Consider the following 23,723-nt stretch of genomic DNA (forward strand, 5'->3'; position numbering starts at 1 on the left):
AAAGGTTCGTGCTGATTTTGGGTTTTTGGAACAGATACATGCCATTTTCAGCTGACAATTTCCTAAACTTGGTGTATGCTTCAAGATAGTTTCGGACGTGTTCACGATTACCTGAGAATTTCACTCACAGACCATTGCAACTTCCGCTGTACCTACTGTATGCCGGTGGAGGAGATGGAGTGGATGCCTCAGTCCAAGCTCATGAGTAAAGAAGAAATTCTCAGCTTGGCGGAGAATTTTATCCTGCTTGGCGTGAAGAAAATCCGCCTCACAGGAGGAGAGCCGCTGGTCAGAAAAGAGTTTCCGGAAATATTGGAGCGGCTTTCCGGCTTTCCGGTCGAGCTCACGCTTACGACCAATGGAGTGCTGATTCACAAGCATATCGATCTCCTGAAAAAAGCAGGAGTACGCTCGGTCAATGTCAGCTTGGATACGCTTAACCGAGAAAAATTCCTAAAACTCACCCGGCGTGATCAGTTTGATCAAGTTTGGGATAATATTCAACTCCTGCTTCAGGAAGGTTTCCGTGTCAAAGTCAATGCCGTGGCCCTTCATGGGGTGATTGAGGAGGAAATCTGTGACTTTGTTCAGATGACCGAAAAGCTCCCGCTTCATATGCGATTCATCGAGTTTATGCCTTTTGCCGGCAATCACTGGCAAAGCAAGAAAGTCATCACCGCTGCGCAGATGCTGGACTTGGTGAAAGCAAAATTTGAGGTGATCAAACTCGAAGATAAAAAGCACGATACAGCCAAAAAATATCAAGTCCCGGGCTTTCTGGGCACCTTTGCTTTTATTACAACCATGAGTGAACACTTCTGCGGAGACTGTAACAGGCTTCGGCTTACCGCAGATGGAAAGATCAAAAACTGCCTTTTCGGCAAAGAGGAGCTGGATTTGTTGGGAGCACTGCGAAAGGGAGAGGATGTGGAATCTTTGATTCGACTTTCTGTTTCCAGAAAACATGCCGCTCTGGGAGGTCAGTTTTCTCCTGATTACCTTCAAGCCAATCCTGATGCCATCGAAAACCGAAGCATGATCAAAATCGGAGGATAATGAATGAATTTGTAGAAGTATCCAAAGCCAAGGAACTGCTGAAAGGTTTGACCATTTCTCCTAAAAGCCAACTGCTTCCTCTTACTCAAGCGGTGGGAAAATTTGCTTCAAGCCCAATCTTCGCTCCGATAAATGTGCCTTCTTTTGACAATTCGGGCATGGACGGCTATGCGTTTGCTTGGGAGGATCAAGGAGAGAGCAGGAAACTTGCCCAAGTGGTGCAAGCAGGTTCCAAGGGGGATTTTGCCTTGGAAAAAGGAACAGCGGTGCGGATTTTTACCGGCGCACCTGTACCCAAAGGTGCGGATACGGTGGTACAACAGGAATGGGTGGATGTGATTGGGGAATCGGTTTTCTTTGAGTTGGAAAAATTGACCCGGGGAATGAATGTGAGAAAGGCCGGTTCCCAATGTCAGGAGGGGGAGTTGATCTTGAACTCAAACACTCCGATCACGCCGGGTACCATTGGGTTGTTGGCTTCCTTGGGAATTCAAGAGGTGGAGGTGTATTCAGCTCCGCGCATTTCGATCATTCTCACGGGAGACGAAATCATCGAAATCGGCCAAACCCTTCAGTCCGGTCAAATCTACAATGCCAATGGTCCTGCTTTGATCACTTACCTGAGTCAATTGGGAATCACTGAGGTGGAGGTTTGCAAGGTAAAGGATGAAAAATCCGAAGTCACCCGAGTGATCAAAGAGGCCTTGGAAGTCTCAGATGTGGTGCTTTTGACCGGAGGAATTTCGGTAGGTGATTATGATTTTGTAAAAGGAAGTTTGGAAGAAAATGGGGTGGAACAGGTGTTTTACAAGATTAAGCAAAAGCCAGGCAAGCCTATATTTTCAGGAATCAAAGGAGAAAAAATGGTCTTTGCCCTTCCCGGAAACCCCGCTTCGGTATTGACTTGTTTCATCCAATACGTGAAGCCTTGCCTGCTTCGGTTGTTGGGGAACCCATCGGCTTGGCAGACTCCGGCTTATTTTCCCATTGCCTCAGATTTCAATAAAAAAGCTCCTTTGACCTTTTTTCTCAAGGCCAAACTCGAAAATAATCAGGTGGTCATTCTTCCGGCACAGGAGTCTTTTAACCTGCTTTCCTTCGGAATTGCAGATGGTTTGGTGGAGATTCCAGAGGATCAGGACCGGGTAGAAGGAGGAAGTATGGTTGCTTTTTACCCTTGGTGATCCGATGGAGCTTTGGGATTGGTTTCTGTACTTTTTGATGCCTTTTGCAGCATTTATGTATGCATCCGTCGGTCATGGTGGAGCGAGCAGTTACTTGATGATCTTGGCCCTGATGGGATTTGCGCCGGAGGAAATCCGTCCTTCCGCGCTGATTCTGAATATGTTTGTGTCGATGATTTCCTTTTTGAACTACAGGAAGGCTGGCGTTTTTCCCACCAAACTCTTTCTGTCCTTGACCATTTTCTCCATCCCTGCTGCCTATTTTGGGGGGACAATCCTGTTGGAAACGGGCATTTACAAGCAGATCTTGGGAGTACTCTTGCTGTTTCCTGTATTGCGATTTGCAGGAGTTTTTCCGATGTCCGAAAGCCCAAAAGTCGCACAAAAATGGTGGATGGCACCCATCCTCGGGTTTGGGATCGGTTTGCTCTCCGGTATGATCGGAATAGGCGGAGGAATCATTCTTTCTCCAATCATTCTGATGTTGGGATGGGCAGGGGTGAAGGAAACTGCGGCCTTAAGTGCACTTTTTATTTTCCTGAATTCAGTGGCGGGATTTCTGGGGGCGTCGGTTTTTCATATCGAATTTTCGACCCAACTCTGGATTTTGCTACCGCTGACGGTGGCCGGAGGAGCTTTGGGGGCGTTTTTGGGAGCGAAAATGTTTAGTCCCAGGGTGTTGAAATACCTGTTGGCTTTTGTGTTGGCTTTTGCAGCGGTGAAGTTGATCTTGGGTTAAAAATTCACCGCTGAGGCGCAGAGGACACAGAGAAACAGGAATAGTGCCATAGATTCACAGATGGATAGTGCTAAGCCTAGATGGGTGTCCTCCATCACTTTAAACCTTGTTCACTGAAGTTGAACGTTTAGCTTTAGATCAATTTGTCTGTGATCATCAATGAAATCTGTGATCTTATCTGTGTAAATCTGTGGGAAAGAAAGCAGACTAAACCTTAACTTGGTATCTGAATTAAACTAAACCATGTCTAACCTTATTCACATCAAAGCCTTTGGGATGGTTGCTGAGAAAATCGGAAAGGAATCTTTGAGTCTCGAAAACCCGGGTACCACAGAAGCTTTGAAAAACCTGCTTTTCCAAAATTACCCTGAACTAAGATCCCTCAAATTCACCTTGGCGGTAAACAAAAAGCTGACTCCAGGTGATATTGAGTTGGAGGAAGGTATGGAAATTGCTCTTTTGCCCCCTTTTTCCGGAGGATGATATGAACAGATTTGAAAGACAAGTGATCCTGAATGGTTTGGGAATTGAAGGCCAATCCAAGCTCAGAAGTTCTTCAGTTTTGGTGATTGGAGCAGGAGGATTGGGATCCCCGATTTTGCTCTACCTCGCCGCTGCCGGCGTGGGAAAAATAGGAGTGGTAGATGGAGACCGTGTAGCCCTTTCCAACCTCAACCGACAGGTGCTGTTTGGGGAAAAGGACTTGGGGAAAAACAAAGCTGAAAATGCGGTTCGGTATTTTCAGGAAAAGTATTCCGATATCCAATGGGAGGTTTTTCCGGAAATGATTCGGAATGACAATGCAGAGGAGCTCATTTCCGCCTATGATCTCATCATCGATGGGACGGATAATTTTCCCACCCGCTACTTGGTCAATGACGCCTGTGTGCTATTGGAAAAACCGCTGGTCTTCGGTGCGATCTATCAGCATGAGGGACAAGTTTCGGTATTTAACCATGGACCTTCCGCTTGTACCTATCGGGATCTTTACCCTCAGATGCCTGCCGCTACCGAAATTCCCAATTGTGCCGAAACAGGAGTATTGGGTGTTTTGCCAGGAATTATCGGTAATCTAATGGCCTTGGAAGCCATCAAAGTGATTGCCGGCTATGGCAAACCGCTGGTCAATCGGGTGTTATTCTTCAATAGCCTCACTTCACAGAGCTACGAGGTAGAGATTCTTCCCAATCCAGGTGCCAGGGAAGCTATGCCTCAGTCAATGGCGTCGTTTATGATCACCGATTACGAGCTTGCCTGTGAGGGAATCAAGCAATTGACCTGGGCAGAGGCCATGCGAAAGATGAACTCAGAAGTGGCCTTTGTAGACGTGAGAGAACCCGGGGAACTGCCTCCTTTGGAATGTACCGGATTGGTGAAAATCCCCCTTTCCCAACTGGAAAATCACCTGGACCGGCTGGAAGATTCGGAAGAAGTATTGTTTTTCTGCCAAAGTGGGATACGAAGCCAAAAAGCCGCTCAGCAGCTCCAGCAGGTTTATCCCGAAAAAAGAATCTACTCCATTCGGGGTGGAATCAATGCCTTAAAATCCTAACAATTACCATGGAAAAAGAGCGCAAACCCAAGAATATATTCGTCCAGGGCCCCATTTCTTCCGAGAAAATCGCCCAATCGATTGCCAATCATGCCAGCAAAACCGATATCGGAGGGCATTCCATTTTTCTGGGACAGATCCGCGCGGATGAAAAGCCGGAAGGAAAAGTCGTAGCGATCGACTACACAGCCTATGAGGAAATGGCTTTGGAGAAAGCCTTTGAAATCCGGGAGGCCATATTCGCCAAGTATCCGCTGACCTGCATGCATATTTACCATAGTCTGGGCGAGATCAAAGTTGGGGAAATCTGCCTCTTCGTCTTCACCTCCTCCAAGCATCGGAAGGCAGCCATGCAAGCCTGCGACGAATTGGTAGAACGAATCAAAGCGGAACTACCTATTTGGGGAAAAGAAATCCTCGATACGGAAGGTCATGTTTGGAAGGTGAATACCTGATCTAAGCTTCCAACAGATTTAAATATTCCCTGAGGCATGCTCGGGAAAATTCATTCAATGCTATCGTTGAAGCATTCTTCTGAATCAGTTCCGAGTCTTTGGCAATCCAGTGCTTCTGGATTTGATCCCATTTGGTTCTCAGTTGGGGCTGGATAGCCGGGTAGTTTTTCAAGACAGCAGATTGAAATTTTTTTGCCTTCCACCACAGGCTTTGGTCTTTTTTCTCACTTGGAGTCAGATGTTCGGACGGGATGTGGGTACCCAGGTAAAAAGGCAAATACAAACTCATGCAGGGATGGGAAGTGCCCGTCAGCCAAATGGTGGAGGGGCCACTTTTCCGGATTTCGGCCACCATGCTTCCGGTGGTGTCAGAGGGATTGGTGAAGCCGGTTGCATGCATGCAGATAGAGCCTGTGGTAGCTTTCTTGGGATCAAAATCCTCCCGGTCGTGCTGTCTCAGCGCCTGGCAGAAATCCACTACTTCGACGTTCCGCTTCTTTTCCAAAAATCCCAATGTACACGCTTGGCGTTGTGCGGACCTGCCTGCATTGGTATAGAGCAGGTCTGAAAAGTTTTCCTGAAAGCTTTCCCGATTGCCTGAGAAGAGAACTTGGAAGTTCCGCGGTTCCTTTTCAAAGTGGGCTTCCAAATAGTCCTCCCCGATAGTCAATCCATTAGAAATACTCCCTTTCGATTCCACCTCGCGATACGCCCAGGATTTTCCGGCTGTCTCGAGGATAAAGGCTCCTTCCGGGTTTGCGATCAGGAAACTGTTGTGATAATAGAAATTCTTGTTTCGGTAGCCTCCGCAGGCATTTTGCCCATAAGTTTGGAGCAAGGTGATGATCAGTTTCAAGGCTTCTTTTGCCGTTTTTCCCCTCTCCAAACCCAATCTCAGGAGATCCATTCCGGTGAGACCAAGTTGCTTTTTGTCAAACCTGACATTGGTAAACACCGCCTCGTTGCCGATCACCACGCCGTGTTCGTTTACCCCCATCTCTGCTCCCCACATCTGAAAAGGCTTGGAAAGAATAACTTCGTAGGTCAACTCTGCCTGAGGAATGGAGAGGTAGGTGCATTGGAGGAATTTCTCTTGATGGATTTTTCCGGGAAAATGACAGATAGCCTGTGCCTCCAAAGGTTCCCGATCGGAATTTTTACCAAAAAGAAGATTACCGGAACCGGTTACCGAGGGTAAAGCTACGAGCGTGTCGCACATAAGCCTAGAAATTTAGCGCCCAAATACCTGCCCGCTCTGAGGACTTGATGTCGACGGGTTTGCCATCATAGATCACCTGCGGCTGACCATCGGATCCCATATCCCACAATTCTCCCCTCATAAACACATTGATTCCAAATCGGGCCGAGGTACGGGTAATTTGGCCAGGGAGAGCATATTTTTTCCAGGCCTCAGCTTCGGTGATCTTTCCGATGTCCGACAATTCTGTGCCGACGGGTTCTTCGTACCCACTGTACCCCTGCCATGCTTTGGACATGGTACCGGTACCTGTGCAATAGGAGGGGACAAGGATAATTTCTGCCTGTGCTCTTGTTGCATTTTCGTAAGCTTGGGGATACCAGCTATCTGCGCAGACAAGAACCGCTGTTTTTCCCATAGGAAGGTCAAAAACAGGGAGTTCTTCCGGGTTGTTGGATGCCAAAAAAGGCTGTTCGGATTCGATCGGGAAACTTTTCAAAATCGGCTCCCCTACTATTTTTCCATCCGGCCCGAAAATAAAACTTACATTAACGAGCTCTCCTGAAGTGTCGACTTCCAGTTTTCCATCGATCACTCGTGGATTTGGCAAAATGATAGATCCTGCCACAAGGTGCGTATTGAATTCTTTTGCCAAGGTACTAAAGGTCAGGTAGAGGTTTTTTGCCATTCTCACCGATTTCATTCTGAAAAGCGTAGCGGCTACTTTATCCTTCACCGGCCCTGCCTGAAAATAGTAAAGTCCAAACTCAACCAAATTGCTCAGAACCATTAGGCTCATGGCCTCATGGAGACTTTTTTTATTGGCGATACCGTGTTTTTCGCCTTCTAAAACGAGCCATGTCCCAAGGTACTCGGGAAAAACGACAATTGATTTTTTAGCCAAAAATCCTCTGGAATTGGCCTCCCGAAGGTAAATTCTGAGTTTTTCTTCAAAGCTTGCCTGATAGAAATAATCACTTACCTGCATATAGGGCTGGATGCCTACCAGGGTTCTTTCCAGGCTGTCATTTGGGTTGATTTCCTGGACTTGGGTGAGATAGCCTTTGGGTGGAATTGGGGGCTGGTTTCTGCCAGCAAAAGACCAAATCAGTCCAATGAACAGGCAAAGAATTAGAAAACTGATCAGTCGTTTAACCATACTGGGATGATGCTAGAATCTCCGCGGCTGCAGCTTCGCCTGCCAATACAGCCCCCTCGATGTAACCATGCCATCTGACTGCAGCCTCTGTCCCAGCAAAATACAAAGGTGGCGTTGATTTCCGATAGGTGTCTTGTGATTCTGACCATGCATTTTTTTGCATCAGTGCCGCATAGCAGCCCCTGGCCCAAATTTCATCTGTCATGGTGAAGTCCTCATATCGGATGGGAGATGCTGCTTCTTTGCCAAAATACCTTTCGACCATCTCCTGCATTTCAGCTTGTCGATCGGTTTTATTTTTTTTAAAAAAATCATCCGCCCGACTTCCCAAGGTAAAAGCCATCAGGATTCCCGGTTTTCCGTCCTTTGGAGAGCAGTCAAAAAGAGTCTGGAAAGCGAATTTATCATCCGCAAGCGCTTGGCCTGAAAAACCGGATTTTCTCCAAAATGGCTCTTGATACACCATAAAACACTTTCCGGCTTTTCCCATCGGGTAGTTAGCCAGCAGTCTTTGTTTTTCCGATGGGAGAGGGGGTGAAAAATGGATTTCAGAAAGCAGTGGGGGAGGAATAGCTACAATGACGTGTGCTGCCTTTATTGAAAACCCGTCGCATTGGATGAGGGCTTCACCCGATGAATACCGGATAGCGCGTACGGGTGAGTTAAATCGGATTTTCTCCAAAAAGGGCTGTGCCATCGCTTCGATTAACGATTGCATTCCTCCCACCATTCGATGTTGTTGGGCTCCGTTTTTGATGTTGATCAGACAATCCAAGGAAGTGCCCGATCGGATGTAGAATAAGGCATGAAGCAGGGATAATTGATCCGGATCACAGGCAAAGATGGTTTCACATCCTATCCGTATGACTTGATAGCAAGCTTTGGTTTTGGTGTTTCGTCGAAGAAAATCTTCCAGACTTTGTTGGTCATATTGAGCAGCCTTAGGATGGTTCCAAGGCTTATGGATATCGATTTGCCGGGCCAGCTTTTCCAGTTTGCGAATGACCCAGTCCAGATTCAGTAGGGAAAAAATATCGAGGGTTGGGATGGTGCCTCGATAGGTTTTCAGTCTTTCTCCCAGATCCAGGATATTTTTTCCTTCATTGTACGTTTCGAAATAGTCAATGCCATACTCATGGCAGAGTGCATACATCCGGTCTTGAGTCGGGCCGATCCACTGACCGCCAAAATCGAGGTAAAGTTTGTCATCAAACCGCTTGGTGTACACCCTTCCTCCCAGTCTTTCCCTGGCTTCCAATACCGCAAATGACAATCCGGCTTCATGGAGTTTTTTGGCAGCCGAAATGCCCGAAAAACCGCCGCCGACAATCACTGCCTCAACTTGGGGAATGCTCATTCAAGGAAGGTAGAAAGAAAATTCATCAGGTAATAATTCCCTTTTCGAATCAGATTAAAATTCCATTTCAAAGCTTTCTCCTTTACCCAAGGCAAGTTCCATTTCGGACCCGTCGGCAAAGATCGTGGTCGCGTTTCCTAAGTGAGAATGGATTTTCAGCGTTTTGATTTCTCCATTTTCCCAAGAAAAATCGAAGGTAAAACCTCCTCTTGCTTTCAAACCAGCTACTTTTCCCGAGGCCCAAGCCTTAGGCAAGGCAGGTAAAATCCTGATAATTCCCTCTTCATGGGATTGAATCAGCATCTCGGCGATTCCTGAAGTATACCCAAAATTGCCATCTATCTGAAAAGGTGGATGCGCATCAAAGAGATTGGGGTAAAGTGATTGAGAAATGAGTTTTTGAATGTGGTCATGGGCCATTTCTCCATCCATCAGCCTGGCCGAAAAATTGATTAACCACGCCCTTGACCAGCCCGTGCCGGCACCTCCATGATCTAGCCTGTATTGAAGTGTCCTTTTTACTGCATCAAAATAAGCTGGAGTTTGGCTCAAGGTGATCGCATTTCCCGGATGAAAAGCATACAGGTGCGACATGTGTCGGTGTCCTTTTTCGGGTTCCTCGTAGGGTCTGTCCCATTCCAAAATCCTTCCATCCGCTCCCAAAACCACACCGGGGCGGAGGGATTTCAATTGCTTCTCAATAATGGCTTTAAGCGGAGTTTCTGCTTGGAGAAGTTCAGTAGTCTTGAGATAAATGGAAAAGATGTCCTCGATCAACTGCTGATCCATGGCTGCTCCCAATGTAGAGGCGGCTTTGATGCCTTTTTCATTGATAAACTGATTTTCAGGAGAGGTGGAGGGTGCCGAGACAAGCTTGCCGTCACGGGGATCGATCATCAGCCAGTCGGAATAGAATTGCGCGATTTGCTCAAAGGCAGGCAATGCCCGCTCTCGTAAGAATTTTACATCTCCAGTAAACAGGTAATGTTCCCAATAATGTCTTCCCAACCAAGCTCCAGCTCCTATCCAACTTCCCCAATAGGCTGTGGCAGCCTGCAGAAAGGGGATTTTCCAAATATCTGTGGTATGGGGTAGCATGGCCCCGCGCATGTTGAAATTGGTGGAAGCAGCCTTTTTTCCATGCTCAATCAGCCCGTCTGTGAAATCAAAAAGAGGGAGATGAAGCTCGCTGAGTCCGGTGACCTCGGCAGGCCAGTAGTTCATCTGTAAGTTGATATTCAAGTGGTAGTCTGCATTCCAGGGGGCGGCAATGTGCTGATTCCAAATTCCTTGTAGGTTGGCAGGATTGGTGCCGGGTCGAGAGGAAGAGATCAGGAGATACCTTCCAAAGTCAAAAAGCAACTTTTCCAGATGCAGGTCAACTTGGCCATTTTTCACCCTTGCGATTCGCTGATCAGTGGGAATGAGCTCTTCATGCTCAGGTCCCAAGGTCAAACTCATCCGGTTAAACCAACTTTGGTACTCCCGCTCGTGTGCGTTTTGGAGCTCTCCCCAGCTTTTGAAGGAGATTTTTTCCAATTGATCCAAAGCCACTTTTTCGTAGTCTGGGTGATAGAAAGAGGTAGCCGTGACCAGTTTGAGGTAAAGGGTCTTTGCGCCTGCTATTTCCAATCCAGCTTCTGTATCGTTGATTTTTCCATCCGGGCTTTGAGCAGAAAGGAGGGTTCGGAATTTTACCCCATCGGTGATGGGAAAGGGTTTGGAGTCGATCTGTCCGCTTCGCTGCGTAACCATTCCGCTCAATTCCAGCAGTTGAGGGTGAAGTGCGGTGGTTTGGGCAGTGGGAAATCCTTGGTCGGAGGGGCGATTGAGACGGATTTTTCCGTTGAAGCCGGCGGGATGGTCAGTGGTGAGTTGAATCAAAACCGCCTGGTCCGGAGCGGAGGCAAAGACCTGTTGACGCACTTGATACCCTTCACTCAGAAAAGAAATTTCAGCCACGGCTTTTTCCAGATCCAATGATCTCCGGTATTCGGACACTTCCTTCCAATCAAAATCCAACCAAAGGTCTCCAAGGGTCTGATGGGAACGGGTGAGGCCTTTTCTGGAAAATTTCAGAACCATCAAGGAGTCGGCTTTGTGGTGATTTCCTTCGATCAAAAATTTTCTGATTTGTGCCAAATCTTCCGGCTTGCCTTCTGCCAATCCCCAGTCCTCTGGACCACCGGGCCAAAGCGAATCTTCATTGAGCTGAATCCGATCAAAGCCGGTCTTTCCAAAAACCATGGCCCCCAGTCGTCCATTCCCGACGGGAAGTGCTTCTTCCCATTTCTCGGCAGGCGCATTGTACCAGAGAACCGAATTTTGTGCTTGGGATGAAAAAATACAGGCAATCACCCAGCAGCATGTCAGGGCAAGATTTTTCATGGGTTACTTGGGTTGAGGGTACAGATTACTGTTTTTTCTCAATCCTGACAATCAAAAAGTGGATAAATCAACTGAAAAAGCTTTTAATCAAATCCAGTTTTGGGTTTTACCATTAAGGAAACTGATTATACGCCGTTCTGCCAGTTGACGAATATTCCCCTGATTTTGGGCTGGAAGACCGATGACCGAAGACCGAAGATTCCCAAAAACATGGCGTTAACTTGGTCTTCTGATCTTTAGAAATGCTACTGGCAAGATTCCGTATATTCATTTTAAGGAATTGAGGAAATTAAGAATCCAAGTCAAGCATAATTTTTTCTCTGGTTCTGATCAGGGGAGTCTTAGGTCTATATCCTTAATTCTCTTAATTTCTTAATGTTAAAAAGAATCAGAGGATTCTTTTTTCCGAAAGTCAGGATAGCGAGAATTTCACCGTTTAGGGAATTGAGGAAATTAAGAATTCAATTCAATCATGTTTTTTTCTGGTTCCGATCAGGAGAATCTTTGGTCATTATCCTTAATTCTCTTAACTTCTTAATGTTGAAAAATCCATTTCAATTATTGACTTACCAAGAATTTCCGAAACTCGTCCGTGTTGAAGTTGCTCATGCCCTGCTGGTAGAATACAATTTTGCCTTCTTTATTGACTACCAATGTCGTGGGAATTGACTCGCTTTGAAGGCTTTGATTAAGCCCAAAGCTGGCATGAACCACTGGGAATCCCCAGGTTTTTCCTTCCATAAATCCTTGACTTTTCCGGATGTCATGGTCCAGCCCGATCATGAGGAATTCCAGGTTTGGAGTGTCTTTTACAGATTTATAGAGTTCGGAGATATGCGGCATCTCCGCTCGGCAGGGTCCGCACCAAGAAGCCCATAGGTTGATAAATACGGTTTTTCCACGGTAATCTTGAAGATCTATCAGCTTCCCTTCAAAATCTTTAAACTGACCACGGTAGTCAAACTTCTGATCCCTCAGATCGGGAATTTCCAGTTTGGGATTGATCAGCCCTGTGGATAGCAATACAGATTGAACACCTCCCTGAATCACCGGAAGCAAACCTGTGAAATAGAGAAATGCGAAAAATGCCAGTATTAGACCCCAAGACTTAACTTCCTTTTTCCAATCCATGAGACGAATTACGATTTTTTGATTTACGATTTACGACACGTTGCGGACCTTTATTCATCATTCAGATTACTCAAACTTATTTCGATTTTAACGATGCTTCGATTTTTAACAGCAAAAGTTTTACGGTATTGAGTGGACCTATAGAAATCACCTAGGTTTAATTTTGAAACTCCCGAATTCCGAAATCCCATATCCGAAATCCAATCAATTTTTGAATTTTCAAATTTACAATCTTTAAATCAGTCCCTTAGTGACCAATCGCACATTTAAGATTTTTGGGACCAAAAGCAGGCTTATCTTGCAGGCTAGTTTTTGTGAAAAGAATTACGCTACAATATGACTTACGAAAGTAAAATTGCTTCCGAACTTGGTGTCAAACCTCATCAGGTTCAGGCGACAATCGAACTCTTGGATGGAGGCGCTACCGTCCCTTTCATTTCCCGATATCGAAAAGAAGCCACCGGCACCCTCGATGAGGTACAGGTGGCCTCCATTCGGGATCGTATCGAACAGCTACGCGAACTGGACAAACGACGGGAAGCAATCCTCAAGTCCATCGAAGAGCAAGGTAAGCTGAATCCCGAACTCAAAAAAGCCATTGATGCCGCCGAAACCATGGCCAAGTTGGAGGATATTTATCTACCGTATAAGCCAAAAAGACGAACCAAAGCCACGATTGCCCGAGAAAAGGGATTGGAACCTCTCGCTGAGCGAATTTTTGCCCAAACCTCCTTTGACCTGGAGGCTGAAGCAGAAAAATACTTAAGTGAGGAAAAAGAAGTCAAAACCGTAGAAGAGGCGCTGCAAGGTGCCCGGGATATCATCGCGGAGTGGGTAAATGAAAATGCCCAGGTTCGGGAAAAGATGCGGAAGCTTTTCCTTGAAGAGGGAACCTTCACTTCTCGGGTCATTCCCGGCAAGGAAGCTGAAGCGATCAAATACAAGGATTATTTCGATTGGTCTGAGCCGATCAAAACTGCACCTTCCCACCGGGTATTGGCGATGCGAAGGGGAGAAAAAGAACTTTTCTTGATGCTGGATTCCTGTCCCGAAGAAGGTTCGGCGGTGGCCCTCATCGAGCGTCAGATCTTGGAGAATGCAGCCAATTCTTCCATAGATCAGGTCAAGCTAGCGATTAAGGATTGTTACAAGCGACTGCTGAAACCTAGTATGGAGACGGAAGTCCGCTTGCTGACCAAGAAAAAAGCGGATGAAGAGGCCATCAAAGTTTTTGCGGAGAATCTCCGACAGCTGCTGCTTGGTGCACCTTTGGGTGAAAAGTCTGTGATGGCTATTGACCCGGGTTTCCGTACCGGCTGTAAGTTGGTGTGTCTGGGGCCTCAGGGACAATTGCTGCACTATGAGGCGATTTTTCCGCACGAACCACAACGCCAGACAGCCGCCGCGGGCATGACGGTCAAAGGATTGGTGGATAAGTTTTCTATCCAAGCCATAGCCATTGGTAATGGGACAGCAGGTCGGGAGACCGAGGCTTTTGTCAAGTCTCTCGGACTTTCCAAATCTGTGATCGTGACCATGGTCAATGAATCAGGAGCTTCAATCTATTCGGCTTCGGAAGTGGCAAGAAATGAATTTCCGGAATTGGATTTGACCGTGCGAGGGGCAGTATCCATCGGTCGACGATTGATGGATCCTTTAGCGGAGTTGGTCAAAATCGATCCCAAATCCATCGGAGTAGGTCAATACCAGCACGATGTAGATCAAAATGCGCTAAAAAATGCACTCGATGATACCGTTATGTCTGCGGTAAACGGAGTAGGAGTTGAAGTCAATACAGCTTCCAAAGAATTACTTACCTACGTTTCCGGTTTGGGCCCTGTGCTCGCGCAGAATATTGTCGATTTCCGAAAGGAAAATGGACCCTTTTCCAGTAGGGCTCAGTTGAAAAAAGTACCCCGATTGGGAGAAAAAGCATTTGAACAGGCCGCAGGATTTTTGAGAATCCGCAATGCCAAGTATCCCTTGGACCGATCGGCAGTACACCCGGAGCGTTATGAATTGGTTGAGAAAATGGCTCAAGACCTCAAAGCCTCGGTGCAGGAGTTGATGAGTTCGGAGGAACTGCGCAACCGAATCGTTTTGAAAAATTACGTTTCCGAAACGGTGGGATTGCCCACCTTGCAAGATATCGTGGAGGAATTGGCGAAGCCGGGTCGTGATCCGAGAGAAAGTTTTGAGGTGTTCCAGTTTCAGGAGGGAGTCAATTCCATGGCTGACCTGAGAGTCGGGATGAAGCTTCCTGGCATAGTGACCAACATTACGGCTTTTGGGGCTTTTGTGGATATCGGCGTGCATCAGGATGGATTGGTTCATCTCAGCCATCTGGCGGATCGATTTGTCAAGGATCCCAATGAGGTGGTGAGTGTAGCGCAAAAAGTTCAGGTGACCGTGATGGAGGTGGATGTGGCCAGAAAGCGGATTGGATTGAGTATGAAGTCGGATCCATTTGCTGAGCGAGGTAAAAGTCAGCAAAAGCCTTCCGTGAAAACTCAAAAGGCTGAAGAGTCCCAAGGAAGTATGGCGGATAAGTTAGCCATGCTTAAAGCCCAATTTGGAAAGTAAAGGAAGCTAGCGGATAGGATCATTAGACCACCTCGGAAGGGGTGGTTTTTTGATGAAATGCCTACTCGCACAACTTGTCCCGTCCGAAGCGGCGGATCGGGAGGCGGATGATTATCCAGGGCATTCTCCCGATCAAAGATCGGGACAGGCTACCTGGCTGCAGTAGGCAGGTCTGACCATTAAAAATTTATCTGCACATCCGCTTTCTTACCAGAAAGTTAAGCGAGCTTAAAAATTTTCTAGAAAAGGTTGAAATCTGGAATGCTTCGGTCTTCGGTCATCGGTCTTCCGACCCATTAATCGAAGAGTATTTGGCTGGTGGTGTAATTGCGGACAATCATAAAAATCAAATTATAAACAGCTAAAATCGACCAAATATCTCCTCAATAATTCACTTTATATCTAAAAAAATTCACTTAGTATACTTCAATTTCACTTGCATAATCTTATTCTTTAGCTTTGGCTATAATTCCGGAAGGAAAAAGAAAAAGAACCAAGAGCAAGTAGTTGAAAAGTTGAATCACCCCCATTAAAGTTTGTTTGTTGTTAGAAAGGCCCTGTAATTTCACAGGGTTTTTTCTTTTCCATAAAATAAAGAGTTGGCTGGGGAATAGTGTTTTGGGGTCAATAGTTGTGATAAAAGCCTCTTCCGAGGATTTTATCACAATTATTAGTTATTTCGTTCCTGATACATTTCATTGTACCGATCTTCATCCATTCCTTTGCTGAATCTTCTCAGGTTATAAGTGAAGGACACCATGAAGTAGCGCTGAAGGACGTTGGTTTGGATGTCTTCAATGAAAGTTTCGGTAATATTTCGTCTGACGTTGGCATTTTGGCCCAGAAGGTCATAAGCCATCAAGCTGATCTCTCCACGCTGGTTTTTGAATATTTTCTTACCGATACTCATATTGATCAGGGAGAAATTGTTATTGAATCCAGCATTGAGTCCGGTATTGATCTGATGGTTGAGGTCCAAACGGTAAATGATCCCTTCCCAGATGATCCAGTTGAAATTGACCCGGAAACGCTGCTGAAAAAACTGATTGTTCAGATTCGGATTTAGCGTGTTTTCCACATTGTTGAAGGATGATCTGGACCAAATATTGAAGTCGATTTGGTCACTGATGCTGCTGTTGATGGAGAATCCGCCGCTCAATCGCTGAGAGTTGTTGAATCCGATCAGATCATTGACTTGTCCCGGTCTTCGAGTCACTCCACCCCCCATATTTAGATTCAATTTGGATTTCATGAAGTCTAGAGGCATGCCATAGCTTAGCCAAGATCTCAGGTCCCAGTATCCGTCTAAGTTGACGGGCCGGTTGAGTTGTGATCCTTTTTCCAATACAATTCCATCCTGAATTTCAGTGGTTTCATTGGCAATGAAGGTGCTGTTGCTGATGAAATTGTTGACAAAGGATGAACTGGTAAACAAAAACCAGCTTCTGTCGGTGTCCGGATTTTGGCTACGGAACCTGACCCGAATTTCTTGGGTATAAGACTGATCCAAATCAGGGTTACCTGTCCTCAGTTGCAAGGGGTTGGAGTTGTCTATGACCGGCTGAAGCTGTCGGATTTGAGGTTCGGCAGTTCGGGTATCGTAATCCACCTGAATGTTGGTACTTGGAGAAAATTTATATTCCATTCTTACTGTGGGAAGGATGGCGGTGAATTTTCTGTTCAGATCAAAAGGCCTTGGAAAATCCTGGGTGTTTTCCAGTTTGGCATTTTGATACTGTACCTCTGTCTGAAATTTGAAATTAGTTCCGGTAAATTGGTATCCCAATTCAAACTCCTGAGTAAGGTAGTTGCTCAAAAACACGTTGGATAGGGCGGTATCTAGCATCATGGTACCAGCCTCAAAGTCTCCTCCTTCGACATTGAATACCCGCTGGTCTGAATCATTCGCCCGGTTTCCGATTTCATATTCCGCTTCCAATTGTCCTTTTTCACCTACTTTTTCAGTGAAAGAGATCCCTGTTTCCCATCTCAATCCTTGTCTTTCTCTGCTGGTGCGTTGGTCGATACGTTCGGTTCGGGCCACATCCCCTTCAAAAAACACATTTCTCGCTTTCCGGTCGGAGTCATCAATGTTCCATCCGTTGTGGAGGATGGATCTTAGGGTCAAAGTCCTGCCGGGTTTATCAAATTTGTGGCTGTAGATTAATCGGTTGAAGAAATCAAAATCCTGATAATCTCCGGTGCGCTGATTTTCTACTTGGTTAATGGGAATAGCACCGTTGTTGGTTTCACCAAAGAATGAAGAGTTTTCATTTTCAAATCTGGCAGAGAACCTGGGAATGTACAAGATTCGGTTCTTGGAATTGGGGTTGTATTCCAATCTCAAATTGGCCTGATGTTCATGATTGATTCTGACATCCCGTGCAGTCTCGGTGTAGGTTTGATTTTCCTCATTGGTTGTCACAAAATCTCTTACCCGAGACACAATGCCTACATTTTCGCGATTGGTATAATTGTAACTCCCCGTCACTTTGATTTTTTCTCCCCAAAGATCAGTGTAGTTCATGCCCAATATATTCGTTTTGACAATGCCTTCTTGAGGTCTCCCATCAGCCTGGGAATTGGCATCGCTCGAATAGTTAAGCATATTGACATTGTTTGTCAGACCGGTAAGGGTAATTCTTCGATCTTCATTGAAGATATTGACGCTCGCACCCACCAGGTACCGGTCATCAGTACCAAATCCCGCTGTGGTTTTGCCAAATTGCCCTTTTCTCCGATTGGGTTTGGTGATGATATTGATCGTTTTCAGCCGCTCACCGTCATCAAATCCACTCAATTGTGCTTTTTCACTTTTTTGATCAAAAATCTCAATGCTTTGAATGACTTCAGCGGGCAGATTCTGTAATGCTGCCTGGACATTATTTCCAAAGAAGGGTTTTCCGTCGACCAGGATTTGAGCAATATTTTCACCTTGAGCCTGCAAAACTCCCCCTTCGGATACCACACCGGGTAGTTTTTCGATCAAAACCTGAGCGCTGGCATCCTTCATGGTTTTAAAGGCATCCGCATTGTACATCGTGGTGTCACTTCGTTGAGTCCCCGTGGATCTTCGCGCTGCCACCACGACCTCATTGAGGGCGGTCGCTTCTTCTTTCAGACTTATTTTCCCCAAATCCTGATTGGAGGATACCAAAAGCGTTTTGAAGTAATTTTGGTATCCCAAATATTGAATTTTAAATAGGTACTGTCCTTCTCTGATTCCGGTCAACTCAAACTCTCCATCGATTTCTGTGATCGTCCCTGACACTTGTGAAGAATCAGATACCGTCAATAAAAGTACATTGGCGTAGGGAATGGGGTCTGTTTTTCCATATTCAAAAACTTTCCCTTTGACGGAAAAGGTTTGAGCTGCCAATGGAAGAGAGGATAAAACAAAAAGGATCGCTACTAGGTATTTCATTTTTCAATTATGTGATCGAATGAGGTATTCTGTTTCCTGATTCGGATACTGGTCTTTTTTATTAGTATACAAAGGAACTACGCAAAAGTTCGTGAATCATGGACTTATTAGCTGAGCGGTTTAAAATTCAAATGAACAGCTGCCTTTCATGGAAGTGTGAACCATCCTTAAAATCATCATCCTGTTCTGTCCTGATTTTCAGCTGATTGATTTTTGGTATTTAAGATGACAATTGCTGTCAGAAAATAATGTTTATTTTTTCATCTAATTGATGTTGGTAAAAGTAACATTTCTAACTTAGCACTCGTTAGCAAAAGCAATTATGGAAAGCACTGAAAAAATCAGCATTACTACCAAGACACTCAACTCCGGAAATTGTCAGGTTAAGTTTTTCATTGAAGATGATCGTAGACCTCAATACGGCTATTTGCTGGTCAATGAGCCAAAGTCGGTTGGAGAAATTATCGAAGAAATCAAATCAAGGCTGGAAAGAAGAAAAGAGGAAATGATGAATTTGAATCCTTTCTTTCCTGTTCCGCCTATTGAAGAAGACCATAATTTTTATTTGTTTTCGGCATGAGCTACTTACCTTCCAATCTTCGGTTTTTGCGAAAGCAAAAAGGGATCACGCAAAATGATTTGGCAGATCAATTGGATGTGCAACGTACCATGATCAGCGCGTATGAGGATGGCAGATCCGAGCCAAAATTGGCTACGCTAAAAAAGCTAGCCGAACTTTTGGAAGTAGGGTTGGAAGAACTTTTGGAGCATGATATTGAAAATCTGGGGAGAAAAGCCATCCAAAAACGAGGAATCAATATTCTGACCATTGCAGCGGATGATTCGGATAGAGAGAATATCACCTTGGTAGGGCAAAAAGCATCGGCCGGGTATCTCAATGGCTTTGCGGATCCGGAATACATGGAAACACTGCCCCAATTTCACCTTCCTAACCTTTCCCGACAGGCTACCTACCGGGCATTCGAATTGGCAGGAGATTCCATGTTGCCTTTGATCCCGGGGACCATAGTGATCGGCGCCTATGTGGAGCAACTCCATCAAATCAAAAGCGGAAGGACTTACATTCTGGTCACACAAACAGAGGGCGTTGTGTATAAGCGGGTTTTCAATTACCTGGAAGAAAATGGCAAACTTTTTTTGGCCTCAGACAATGAGCATTACAAACCTTACGAAGTGAGAGGAGAAGATGTCTTGGAAGTTTGGGAAGCCAAGGCGTTTATAAGTACCGACTTTCCCAATCCGGGGGACAAAAAAAAGCCACTGACTCTGGAAGATCTGGGAGAAATGATCAAAGATATTCAGGAAGATTTGAGAAAAATCAAGGGTTAGTTTTTAACCAAATAGGCTGGGCTGGTTTGCTGTCCGGCGTAGGTTTGACCCAGCCAGGTTTTGCCCTGATCTTCGGAGTAAAAAGAAAATCCGAATGTTTCAGGATTGTCTTTCATGATGAACTTGTCCGAAATTAAATATCCGTCCTGAAAGTACCCAGATCCACTTCCTACATGGACATTGAAAAGGTAATAGTTAAAAGTAAACCGTGCTCCTTCTTGAACAATTTGGAAGTAGCCGGACCGGATATCGTTTTCATAAAGCCACCACTTTCCACCAAATTCAAAAGGAGTTTCTTTGAGCGTGAGTGAATTGTAGATTTCTGTACCATTTGGATTGACGACCCTAGGATCTGCCTGAGATCCTTGTCCTGAATTGGAGGGTTTACTTTCCTGGTCGGGAATTATATTTTCCGGATCGACTACGATTGATTCTTCTTGCGTAGGATAATCTATTGATGGCTCCAAAGGATACTCCTCCGGATTGCATAATCCGACCAGCAAAAGAAAACCAACAAAACTTCCCAAGACCCAAAGGTAATTTTTGGCCCACCAGGATTTGGGTTTTGGTGGTAATGGAGGTCTGCTTGTGTTTTGAAAATTGCCCGTGTTCAAAACAGTTTCTTTTTTCTTTGGAGGGACAATTTTCTCCAAAACCTTGATTAGTTCGCCTACATCGTAATTCCACCGGCTAGAGCTGATTTCTTGGGCATGTTTTAGTGAGAGTTCACGTAAGTCTTCCGGCAAACTTTCGGAATCGGGCATTTGTGCGCCGTTGACCAAAATCGGAATCACGCGAATATTTTTGTGTAATGCCAGTCCAATTTCTTTTCGAACCCAGTCGTTGGTTTTTTGAATTCTTGGCTTGCCTTCCCCGTCGGTGATCTTTAGCCAATGCGGGCCGATCATGGCTAAAAGTATTTTACTTTCGGTCAAAGCCTTAGAAATCGACTCATCGAAGTTGAGTCCGGCTTCCAGTGTTTCGACATCATAAAAGATGTTTTCTGCACCAAAAATCTGCTCTAGCTTATCTTTGAGTCGTCCCGATTCTCCTGAGGTATCCTCCCGACGGTAACTGATAAAAATTTTTCCTGCGCTCATAAAAAAAACCTGATTAAGTTCCACTTAAAGGTAACTAAATCAGGTTCTTAAATGCAAGAGGTTACTTTAACCTTCGATCAGAGTCTGAAATCCTGATCGGATCTTGGTCACTGCATCAAAAGAAGGGTCAATATTGACGACTCCTTTTCCCAGTTCGTGCCAAAATCCGTCTCCACAATCGATATAGGCCCCTCGCTTTTTGCCGGGTTCTTCTTTGGCTAGTTCGTAATGATAGTCCGGGGTAAATACTACTTTCATCAGCTGAATGGCATACTCCCAATGGATGGTTCGGCTTTTTCCGGCTTTTTCAAAAATGACTTCCCGATTGGAAAAATGGACCGTAAGGCTGCAATCAGTCGTCAGATCATTTTCGACCAGGCGATAGTGTACTGTGAGCGGAAGCTCTTTTTTGACCGTCTCATAGATCGCCTGAATCAGGTCTTGAGCCATCAGCTGCCATTCCTCTTGATTAGCCGGAATCTTCACTCCTTCATCTTTGCCTTTTTCAATAGGAGTGACGGTGATTCCTCCTTCATCTATGTCTTTGTTGGTCCATCGGGTGGTGGCAAAGAGATCCTGTATAGGATGGATCCAAACCGAGTTTAACTTTCCGTGATAGCTGTAATCATCGTTAAGAGTAAATCCCTCATCGAGGATTTCCTGCTCGCTGAGTTCCTCCCGCTCGGTGTAATGCAGGTCTAGTTTAACCTCCAAATTATCCTTTCCCCAGTCGAGGGCAAGTCTGAACACATGACTGTAGGGGGGAGGAACAATACCTGAATCGTATTCAAGGATAATTCCTGTTAGGGAGGATTTGGAAGTATTCATTTTCATAGCAGTTGCAAAAGTATGGTTTTTCGGGCAATTAAGTGGTTATTTTGCACCCCAAAGGACCTACTATGGAAGAAGTACTGGATCGGATCAGCGCTGAGATTTACCAAAATTCCTATGTGATCATCGATGATTTTGTGGATGAGGAGTTTAGAAAAGCCTTGCTGAAGGAGCAAACCGAGTTATTGGAAAAGGGAATGTTCCGTCATGCAGCAGTGGGCCAAGGCGGACAAAAGAAGGTGCGAACCGAGATCCGAAGTGATGAAGTTCTCTGGATGGATCAGGATAATCTCAGTCCACTTCAGGCTGCCTATTGGGAAAAAATCGAGCAAATCCGCCAAGTACTGAATCAGCGATGCTTTTTAGGATTGCGCTCGTTTGAAGGACATTTTGCCCGATATCCGATTGGGTCATTTTATAAGAAGCATTTGGACCAGTTTCATGCAGTGCCTCATCGGGTAGTCACGGTGATTTTATACCTGAATGATTCTTGGTCAGCCGAGGATGAGGGAGCACTTCGGATGTACTTTCCTCAGGAAGACGGTTCTGAACGTATCGCGGATGTACTTCCTTTAGGCGGGAGATTGGTCGTATTTCTGAGTGCCGAGATCCCTCATGAGGTACTTCCGACTAAAAAAGAACGGATCTCCATCACAGGTTGGCTGAGAAATATTGATTAGCGAAGATTGATCTCTATTCGTTTTGATTCTGACTGAAGTTCAAAAGCAGCTTTTTCAAAACTTGGGGGACTGAAATACACTTTGGGATTATTGGAGAAGCCGAATTTTTCTGTTGGGTATCCTACGGCATTGGTGGTGAGTTTGCCGTCGTTGTCCTCATCGTGAATCACCGAAACCGCATATTTTCCCGGAGGAAGGTCAGTTACAGAAAGGAGGCCGGACTTGTTTTTTGGTGAAATGGAAAGGCTTTTGAGTGCTTTAGTAGGTTGGTCCGGAAAGCCGGTTTCCTTTGAAAAAATCAACACCCTGATCATTCCTTTATCGGATTTGGCTTGATTGATTTGAATTTCCAGCTTGGGATTGTCTGGATTCAGAACTAATACAGAAAGCGAAAAGAAAAGGACTTGAATGAGAGGAATCATAGCGTATTAAAGGTTGCCAAACGGTTTATTTTTCCGCTTTCTGTTCGGACAAATTTCGGGCTGAAATAGATTTTTTTGGGGAGTTCGTATTTACCCAATACATCTGACAGCCGCTCTTTGAGAATTTTTACACGGCTGCTGCTTTCTAGGGTTTCCAAAAACAGCACCAGTTTTTCTCCGAGGGCATCCTCTTTTTCTCCGATAAAGAAAAAGGAAATTCCGGGGAAAAGCTCTTGGATAACTTCCTCCGCCTTTTGCTCGATCAGTTCAGGGAAAAGCTTGATTCCTCCCGAATTGACCACAAAATCCACCCTCCCCAGCCAAACAAATGATGTTTCTGACCGAAGTTCAATCAGGTCGTTGGTTTGAATGGGGGAAGGGCCGCTCATTTCGGATTTAATCCAAAGCGCACCTCGGGAATCCTGGCCGATTTCCACTCCGGGAAGAGTTTGATAAAGCAGTTCTTTATTTCCGATTTCAGCTAATGCGATGTGAGATACTGTCTCGGTCATTCCGAAGGTCTGCCACGCTTTGATTCCGTTTTCCACCAAATTGGCTTTCAACTTCGAAGAAATTGGAGCGCCCCCGATGATCAGCTGTTGGATGGATTTTAGTTTTTGAAGGCTTCGCTCATCTTTCAAGGATGCCTGCACTTGCAAGGGAACCATCGCTACAAAATCAAAATCTCCGTCGACACCGCTCAGCGGGTTGGAACTTGGCTCCACCAAATGGATTTCGCTGTTCCAAACCATCGCTCTCACCAGCATCATTTTTCCGGCGATATAGGCCGGATTGAGGCAACAAAGAAGTTTTGAATCCGAGTCAGTTTTAAAAAAGGATCCTGTCCCCTTTGCACTTGCCTCTATTTGAAGCCTAGAAATGCTGATTTGCTTTGGAATTCCTGTGGAGCCGGAAGTGGATTGGGAAAAGGTTTTTTCTCCTTCCAAAAATCTTTTGCAAAATGAAAAGGCAGCCTGAGCAAACTCCGGCAAATCATTTGGATTTACCTCAAAATCCTCTGCTTTTGAATAGACTTGATTCTCAAAATGGAGTCGAAACATCGAGTTGGAAGCGGTTAGAAAGCGTTTATCCAAGTAACAAATTCCGCAGGAGA

At 45.4% G+C, this 23,723-nt stretch carries 20 protein-coding genes; 10 read left to right on the plus strand and 10 right to left on the minus strand.

The annotated features are described in order from the left end of the window. Positions 1 to 75: 75 nt before the first annotated feature. From moaA to CLV31_RS13105, 6 genes are all read left to right on the plus strand, one after another. On the plus strand, positions 76 to 1,056 hold the full coding sequence (moaA, locus tag CLV31_RS13080; RefSeq protein WP_111393347.1) for a GTP 3',8-cyclase MoaA: 981 nt from the start codon (positions 76 to 78) through the stop codon (positions 1,054 to 1,056). Further along, positions 1,056 to 2,240, plus strand: a complete 1,185-nt coding sequence (locus CLV31_RS13085; RefSeq protein WP_111393348.1) for a molybdopterin molybdotransferase MoeA — start codon at positions 1,056 to 1,058, stop codon at positions 2,238 to 2,240. Before moaA ends, CLV31_RS13085 begins: the two co-directional genes overlap by 1 nt. Before the next feature lie 4 nt (positions 2,241 to 2,244). Beyond that, positions 2,245 to 2,979, plus strand: a complete 735-nt coding sequence (locus tag CLV31_RS13090; RefSeq protein WP_111393349.1) for a sulfite exporter TauE/SafE family protein — start codon at positions 2,245 to 2,247, stop codon at positions 2,977 to 2,979. 243 nt (positions 2,980 to 3,222) lie between these two features. Beyond that, positions 3,223 to 3,462, plus strand: a complete 240-nt coding sequence (locus CLV31_RS13095) for a MoaD/ThiS family protein (protein ID WP_111393350.1) — start codon at positions 3,223 to 3,225, stop codon at positions 3,460 to 3,462. A gap of 1 nt (position 3,463) precedes the next feature. Continuing rightward, positions 3,464 to 4,531 carry a HesA/MoeB/ThiF family protein gene (locus CLV31_RS13100; protein ID WP_111393351.1) on the plus strand — a complete coding sequence of 356 codons (1,068 nt, stop codon included), beginning with the start codon at positions 3,464 to 3,466 and terminating at the stop codon, positions 4,529 to 4,531. Between the two features lie 8 nt (positions 4,532 to 4,539). Further along, positions 4,540 to 4,986 (plus strand): molybdenum cofactor biosynthesis protein MoaE, encoded by a 447-nt coding sequence (locus CLV31_RS13105; protein WP_111393352.1) that lies wholly within the window; start codon positions 4,540 to 4,542, stop codon positions 4,984 to 4,986. A 1-nt stretch (position 4,987) separates the two neighbouring features. Here CLV31_RS13105 and CLV31_RS13110 read toward each other — a convergent pair whose 3' ends face one another. The 5 genes from CLV31_RS13110 to CLV31_RS13130 all read right to left on the minus strand — a co-directional run bounded on the left by CLV31_RS13110 (position 4,988) and on the right by CLV31_RS13130 (position 12,219). After that, complete coding sequence (locus CLV31_RS13110) at positions 4,988 to 6,205, minus strand: peptidase C69 family protein (protein WP_111393353.1); 1,218 nt, start codon at positions 6,203 to 6,205, stop codon at positions 4,988 to 4,990. Between the two features lie 4 nt (positions 6,206 to 6,209). Further along, on the minus strand, positions 6,210 to 7,343 hold the full coding sequence (locus CLV31_RS13115; RefSeq protein ID WP_111393354.1) for a nitrilase-related carbon-nitrogen hydrolase: 1,134 nt from the start codon (positions 7,341 to 7,343) through the stop codon (positions 6,210 to 6,212). Beyond that, the gene (locus CLV31_RS13120) at positions 7,336 to 8,700 is read right to left on the minus strand and encodes a flavin monoamine oxidase family protein (RefSeq protein WP_111393355.1); all 1,365 of its coding nucleotides are present in this window, start codon (positions 8,698 to 8,700) and stop codon (positions 7,336 to 7,338) included. The genes CLV31_RS13115 and CLV31_RS13120 overlap by 8 nt, the downstream gene beginning before the upstream one ends. A gap of 54 nt (positions 8,701 to 8,754) precedes the next feature. Then, entirely contained in the window at positions 8,755 to 11,088 is a 2,334-nt protein-coding gene (locus CLV31_RS13125; RefSeq protein ID WP_111393356.1) for a glycoside hydrolase family 95 protein, read from the minus strand. 558 nt (positions 11,089 to 11,646) lie between these two features. After that, complete coding sequence (locus CLV31_RS13130; protein ID WP_111393357.1) at positions 11,647 to 12,219, minus strand: TlpA family protein disulfide reductase; 573 nt, start codon at positions 12,217 to 12,219, stop codon at positions 11,647 to 11,649. Between the two features lie 336 nt (positions 12,220 to 12,555). On the opposite strand from CLV31_RS13130, the gene CLV31_RS13135 reads away from it, so the two are divergent. Further along, the gene (locus CLV31_RS13135; RefSeq protein WP_111393358.1) at positions 12,556 to 14,802 is read left to right on the plus strand and encodes a Tex family protein; all 2,247 of its coding nucleotides are present in this window, start codon (positions 12,556 to 12,558) and stop codon (positions 14,800 to 14,802) included. Positions 14,803 to 15,472: 670 nt separating this feature from the next. Here CLV31_RS13135 and CLV31_RS13140 read toward each other — a convergent pair. Continuing rightward, positions 15,473 to 18,226, minus strand: coding sequence for an outer membrane beta-barrel protein (locus CLV31_RS13140; protein WP_111393359.1), 2,754 nt, complete (start codon positions 18,224 to 18,226; stop codon positions 15,473 to 15,475). Between the two features lie 322 nt (positions 18,227 to 18,548). Here CLV31_RS13140 and CLV31_RS13145 point away from each other — a divergent pair, with 322 nt between their 5' ends. Then, positions 18,549 to 18,806 carry a hypothetical protein gene (locus tag CLV31_RS13145; RefSeq protein ID WP_111393360.1) on the plus strand — a complete coding sequence of 86 codons (258 nt, stop codon included), beginning with the start codon at positions 18,549 to 18,551 and terminating at the stop codon, positions 18,804 to 18,806. Continuing rightward, a complete protein-coding gene (locus CLV31_RS13150) occupies positions 18,803 to 19,576 on the plus strand; it encodes an XRE family transcriptional regulator (RefSeq protein ID WP_111393361.1) in 774 nt (257 codons plus the stop codon). Before CLV31_RS13145 ends, CLV31_RS13150 begins: the two co-directional genes overlap by 4 nt. On the opposite strand, the gene CLV31_RS13155 is transcribed toward CLV31_RS13150, so the two are convergent. Together CLV31_RS13155 and CLV31_RS13160 are read right to left on the minus strand one after the other, a co-directional pair. Further along, positions 19,573 to 20,676, minus strand: coding sequence for a toll/interleukin-1 receptor domain-containing protein (locus CLV31_RS13155; RefSeq protein ID WP_111393362.1), 1,104 nt, complete (start codon positions 20,674 to 20,676; stop codon positions 19,573 to 19,575). The two genes, CLV31_RS13150 and CLV31_RS13155, sit on opposite strands and share 4 nt — an antisense overlap. Before the next feature lie 66 nt (positions 20,677 to 20,742). Beyond that, positions 20,743 to 21,504 carry a hypothetical protein gene (locus CLV31_RS13160; protein WP_111393456.1) on the minus strand — a complete coding sequence of 254 codons (762 nt, stop codon included), beginning with the start codon at positions 21,502 to 21,504 and terminating at the stop codon, positions 20,743 to 20,745. A 71-nt stretch (positions 21,505 to 21,575) separates the two neighbouring features. Here CLV31_RS13160 and CLV31_RS13165 point away from each other — a divergent pair, with 71 nt between their 5' ends. After that, positions 21,576 to 22,187 (plus strand): 2OG-Fe(II) oxygenase, encoded by a 612-nt coding sequence (locus CLV31_RS13165; RefSeq protein WP_111393363.1) that lies wholly within the window; start codon positions 21,576 to 21,578, stop codon positions 22,185 to 22,187. Here the strand turns inward: CLV31_RS13165 and CLV31_RS13170 are convergent. Together CLV31_RS13170 and CLV31_RS13175 are read right to left on the minus strand one after the other, a co-directional pair. Further along, the gene (locus CLV31_RS13170) at positions 22,184 to 22,609 is read right to left on the minus strand and encodes a DUF2141 domain-containing protein (RefSeq protein ID WP_111393364.1); all 426 of its coding nucleotides are present in this window, start codon (positions 22,607 to 22,609) and stop codon (positions 22,184 to 22,186) included. The genes CLV31_RS13165 and CLV31_RS13170 overlap by 4 nt on opposite strands. After that, positions 22,606 to 23,670 carry an AMP-binding protein gene (locus CLV31_RS13175; protein WP_111393365.1) on the minus strand — a complete coding sequence of 355 codons (1,065 nt, stop codon included), beginning with the start codon at positions 23,668 to 23,670 and terminating at the stop codon, positions 22,606 to 22,608. The genes CLV31_RS13170 and CLV31_RS13175 overlap by 4 nt, the downstream gene beginning before the upstream one ends. Positions 23,671 to 23,723 lie beyond the last annotated feature (53 nt).

This window comes from Algoriphagus aquaeductus (genome assembly GCF_003253485.1).
In the GTDB taxonomy this organism is placed as follows: Bacteria; Bacteroidota; Bacteroidia; order Cytophagales; family Cyclobacteriaceae; genus Algoriphagus; species Algoriphagus aquaeductus.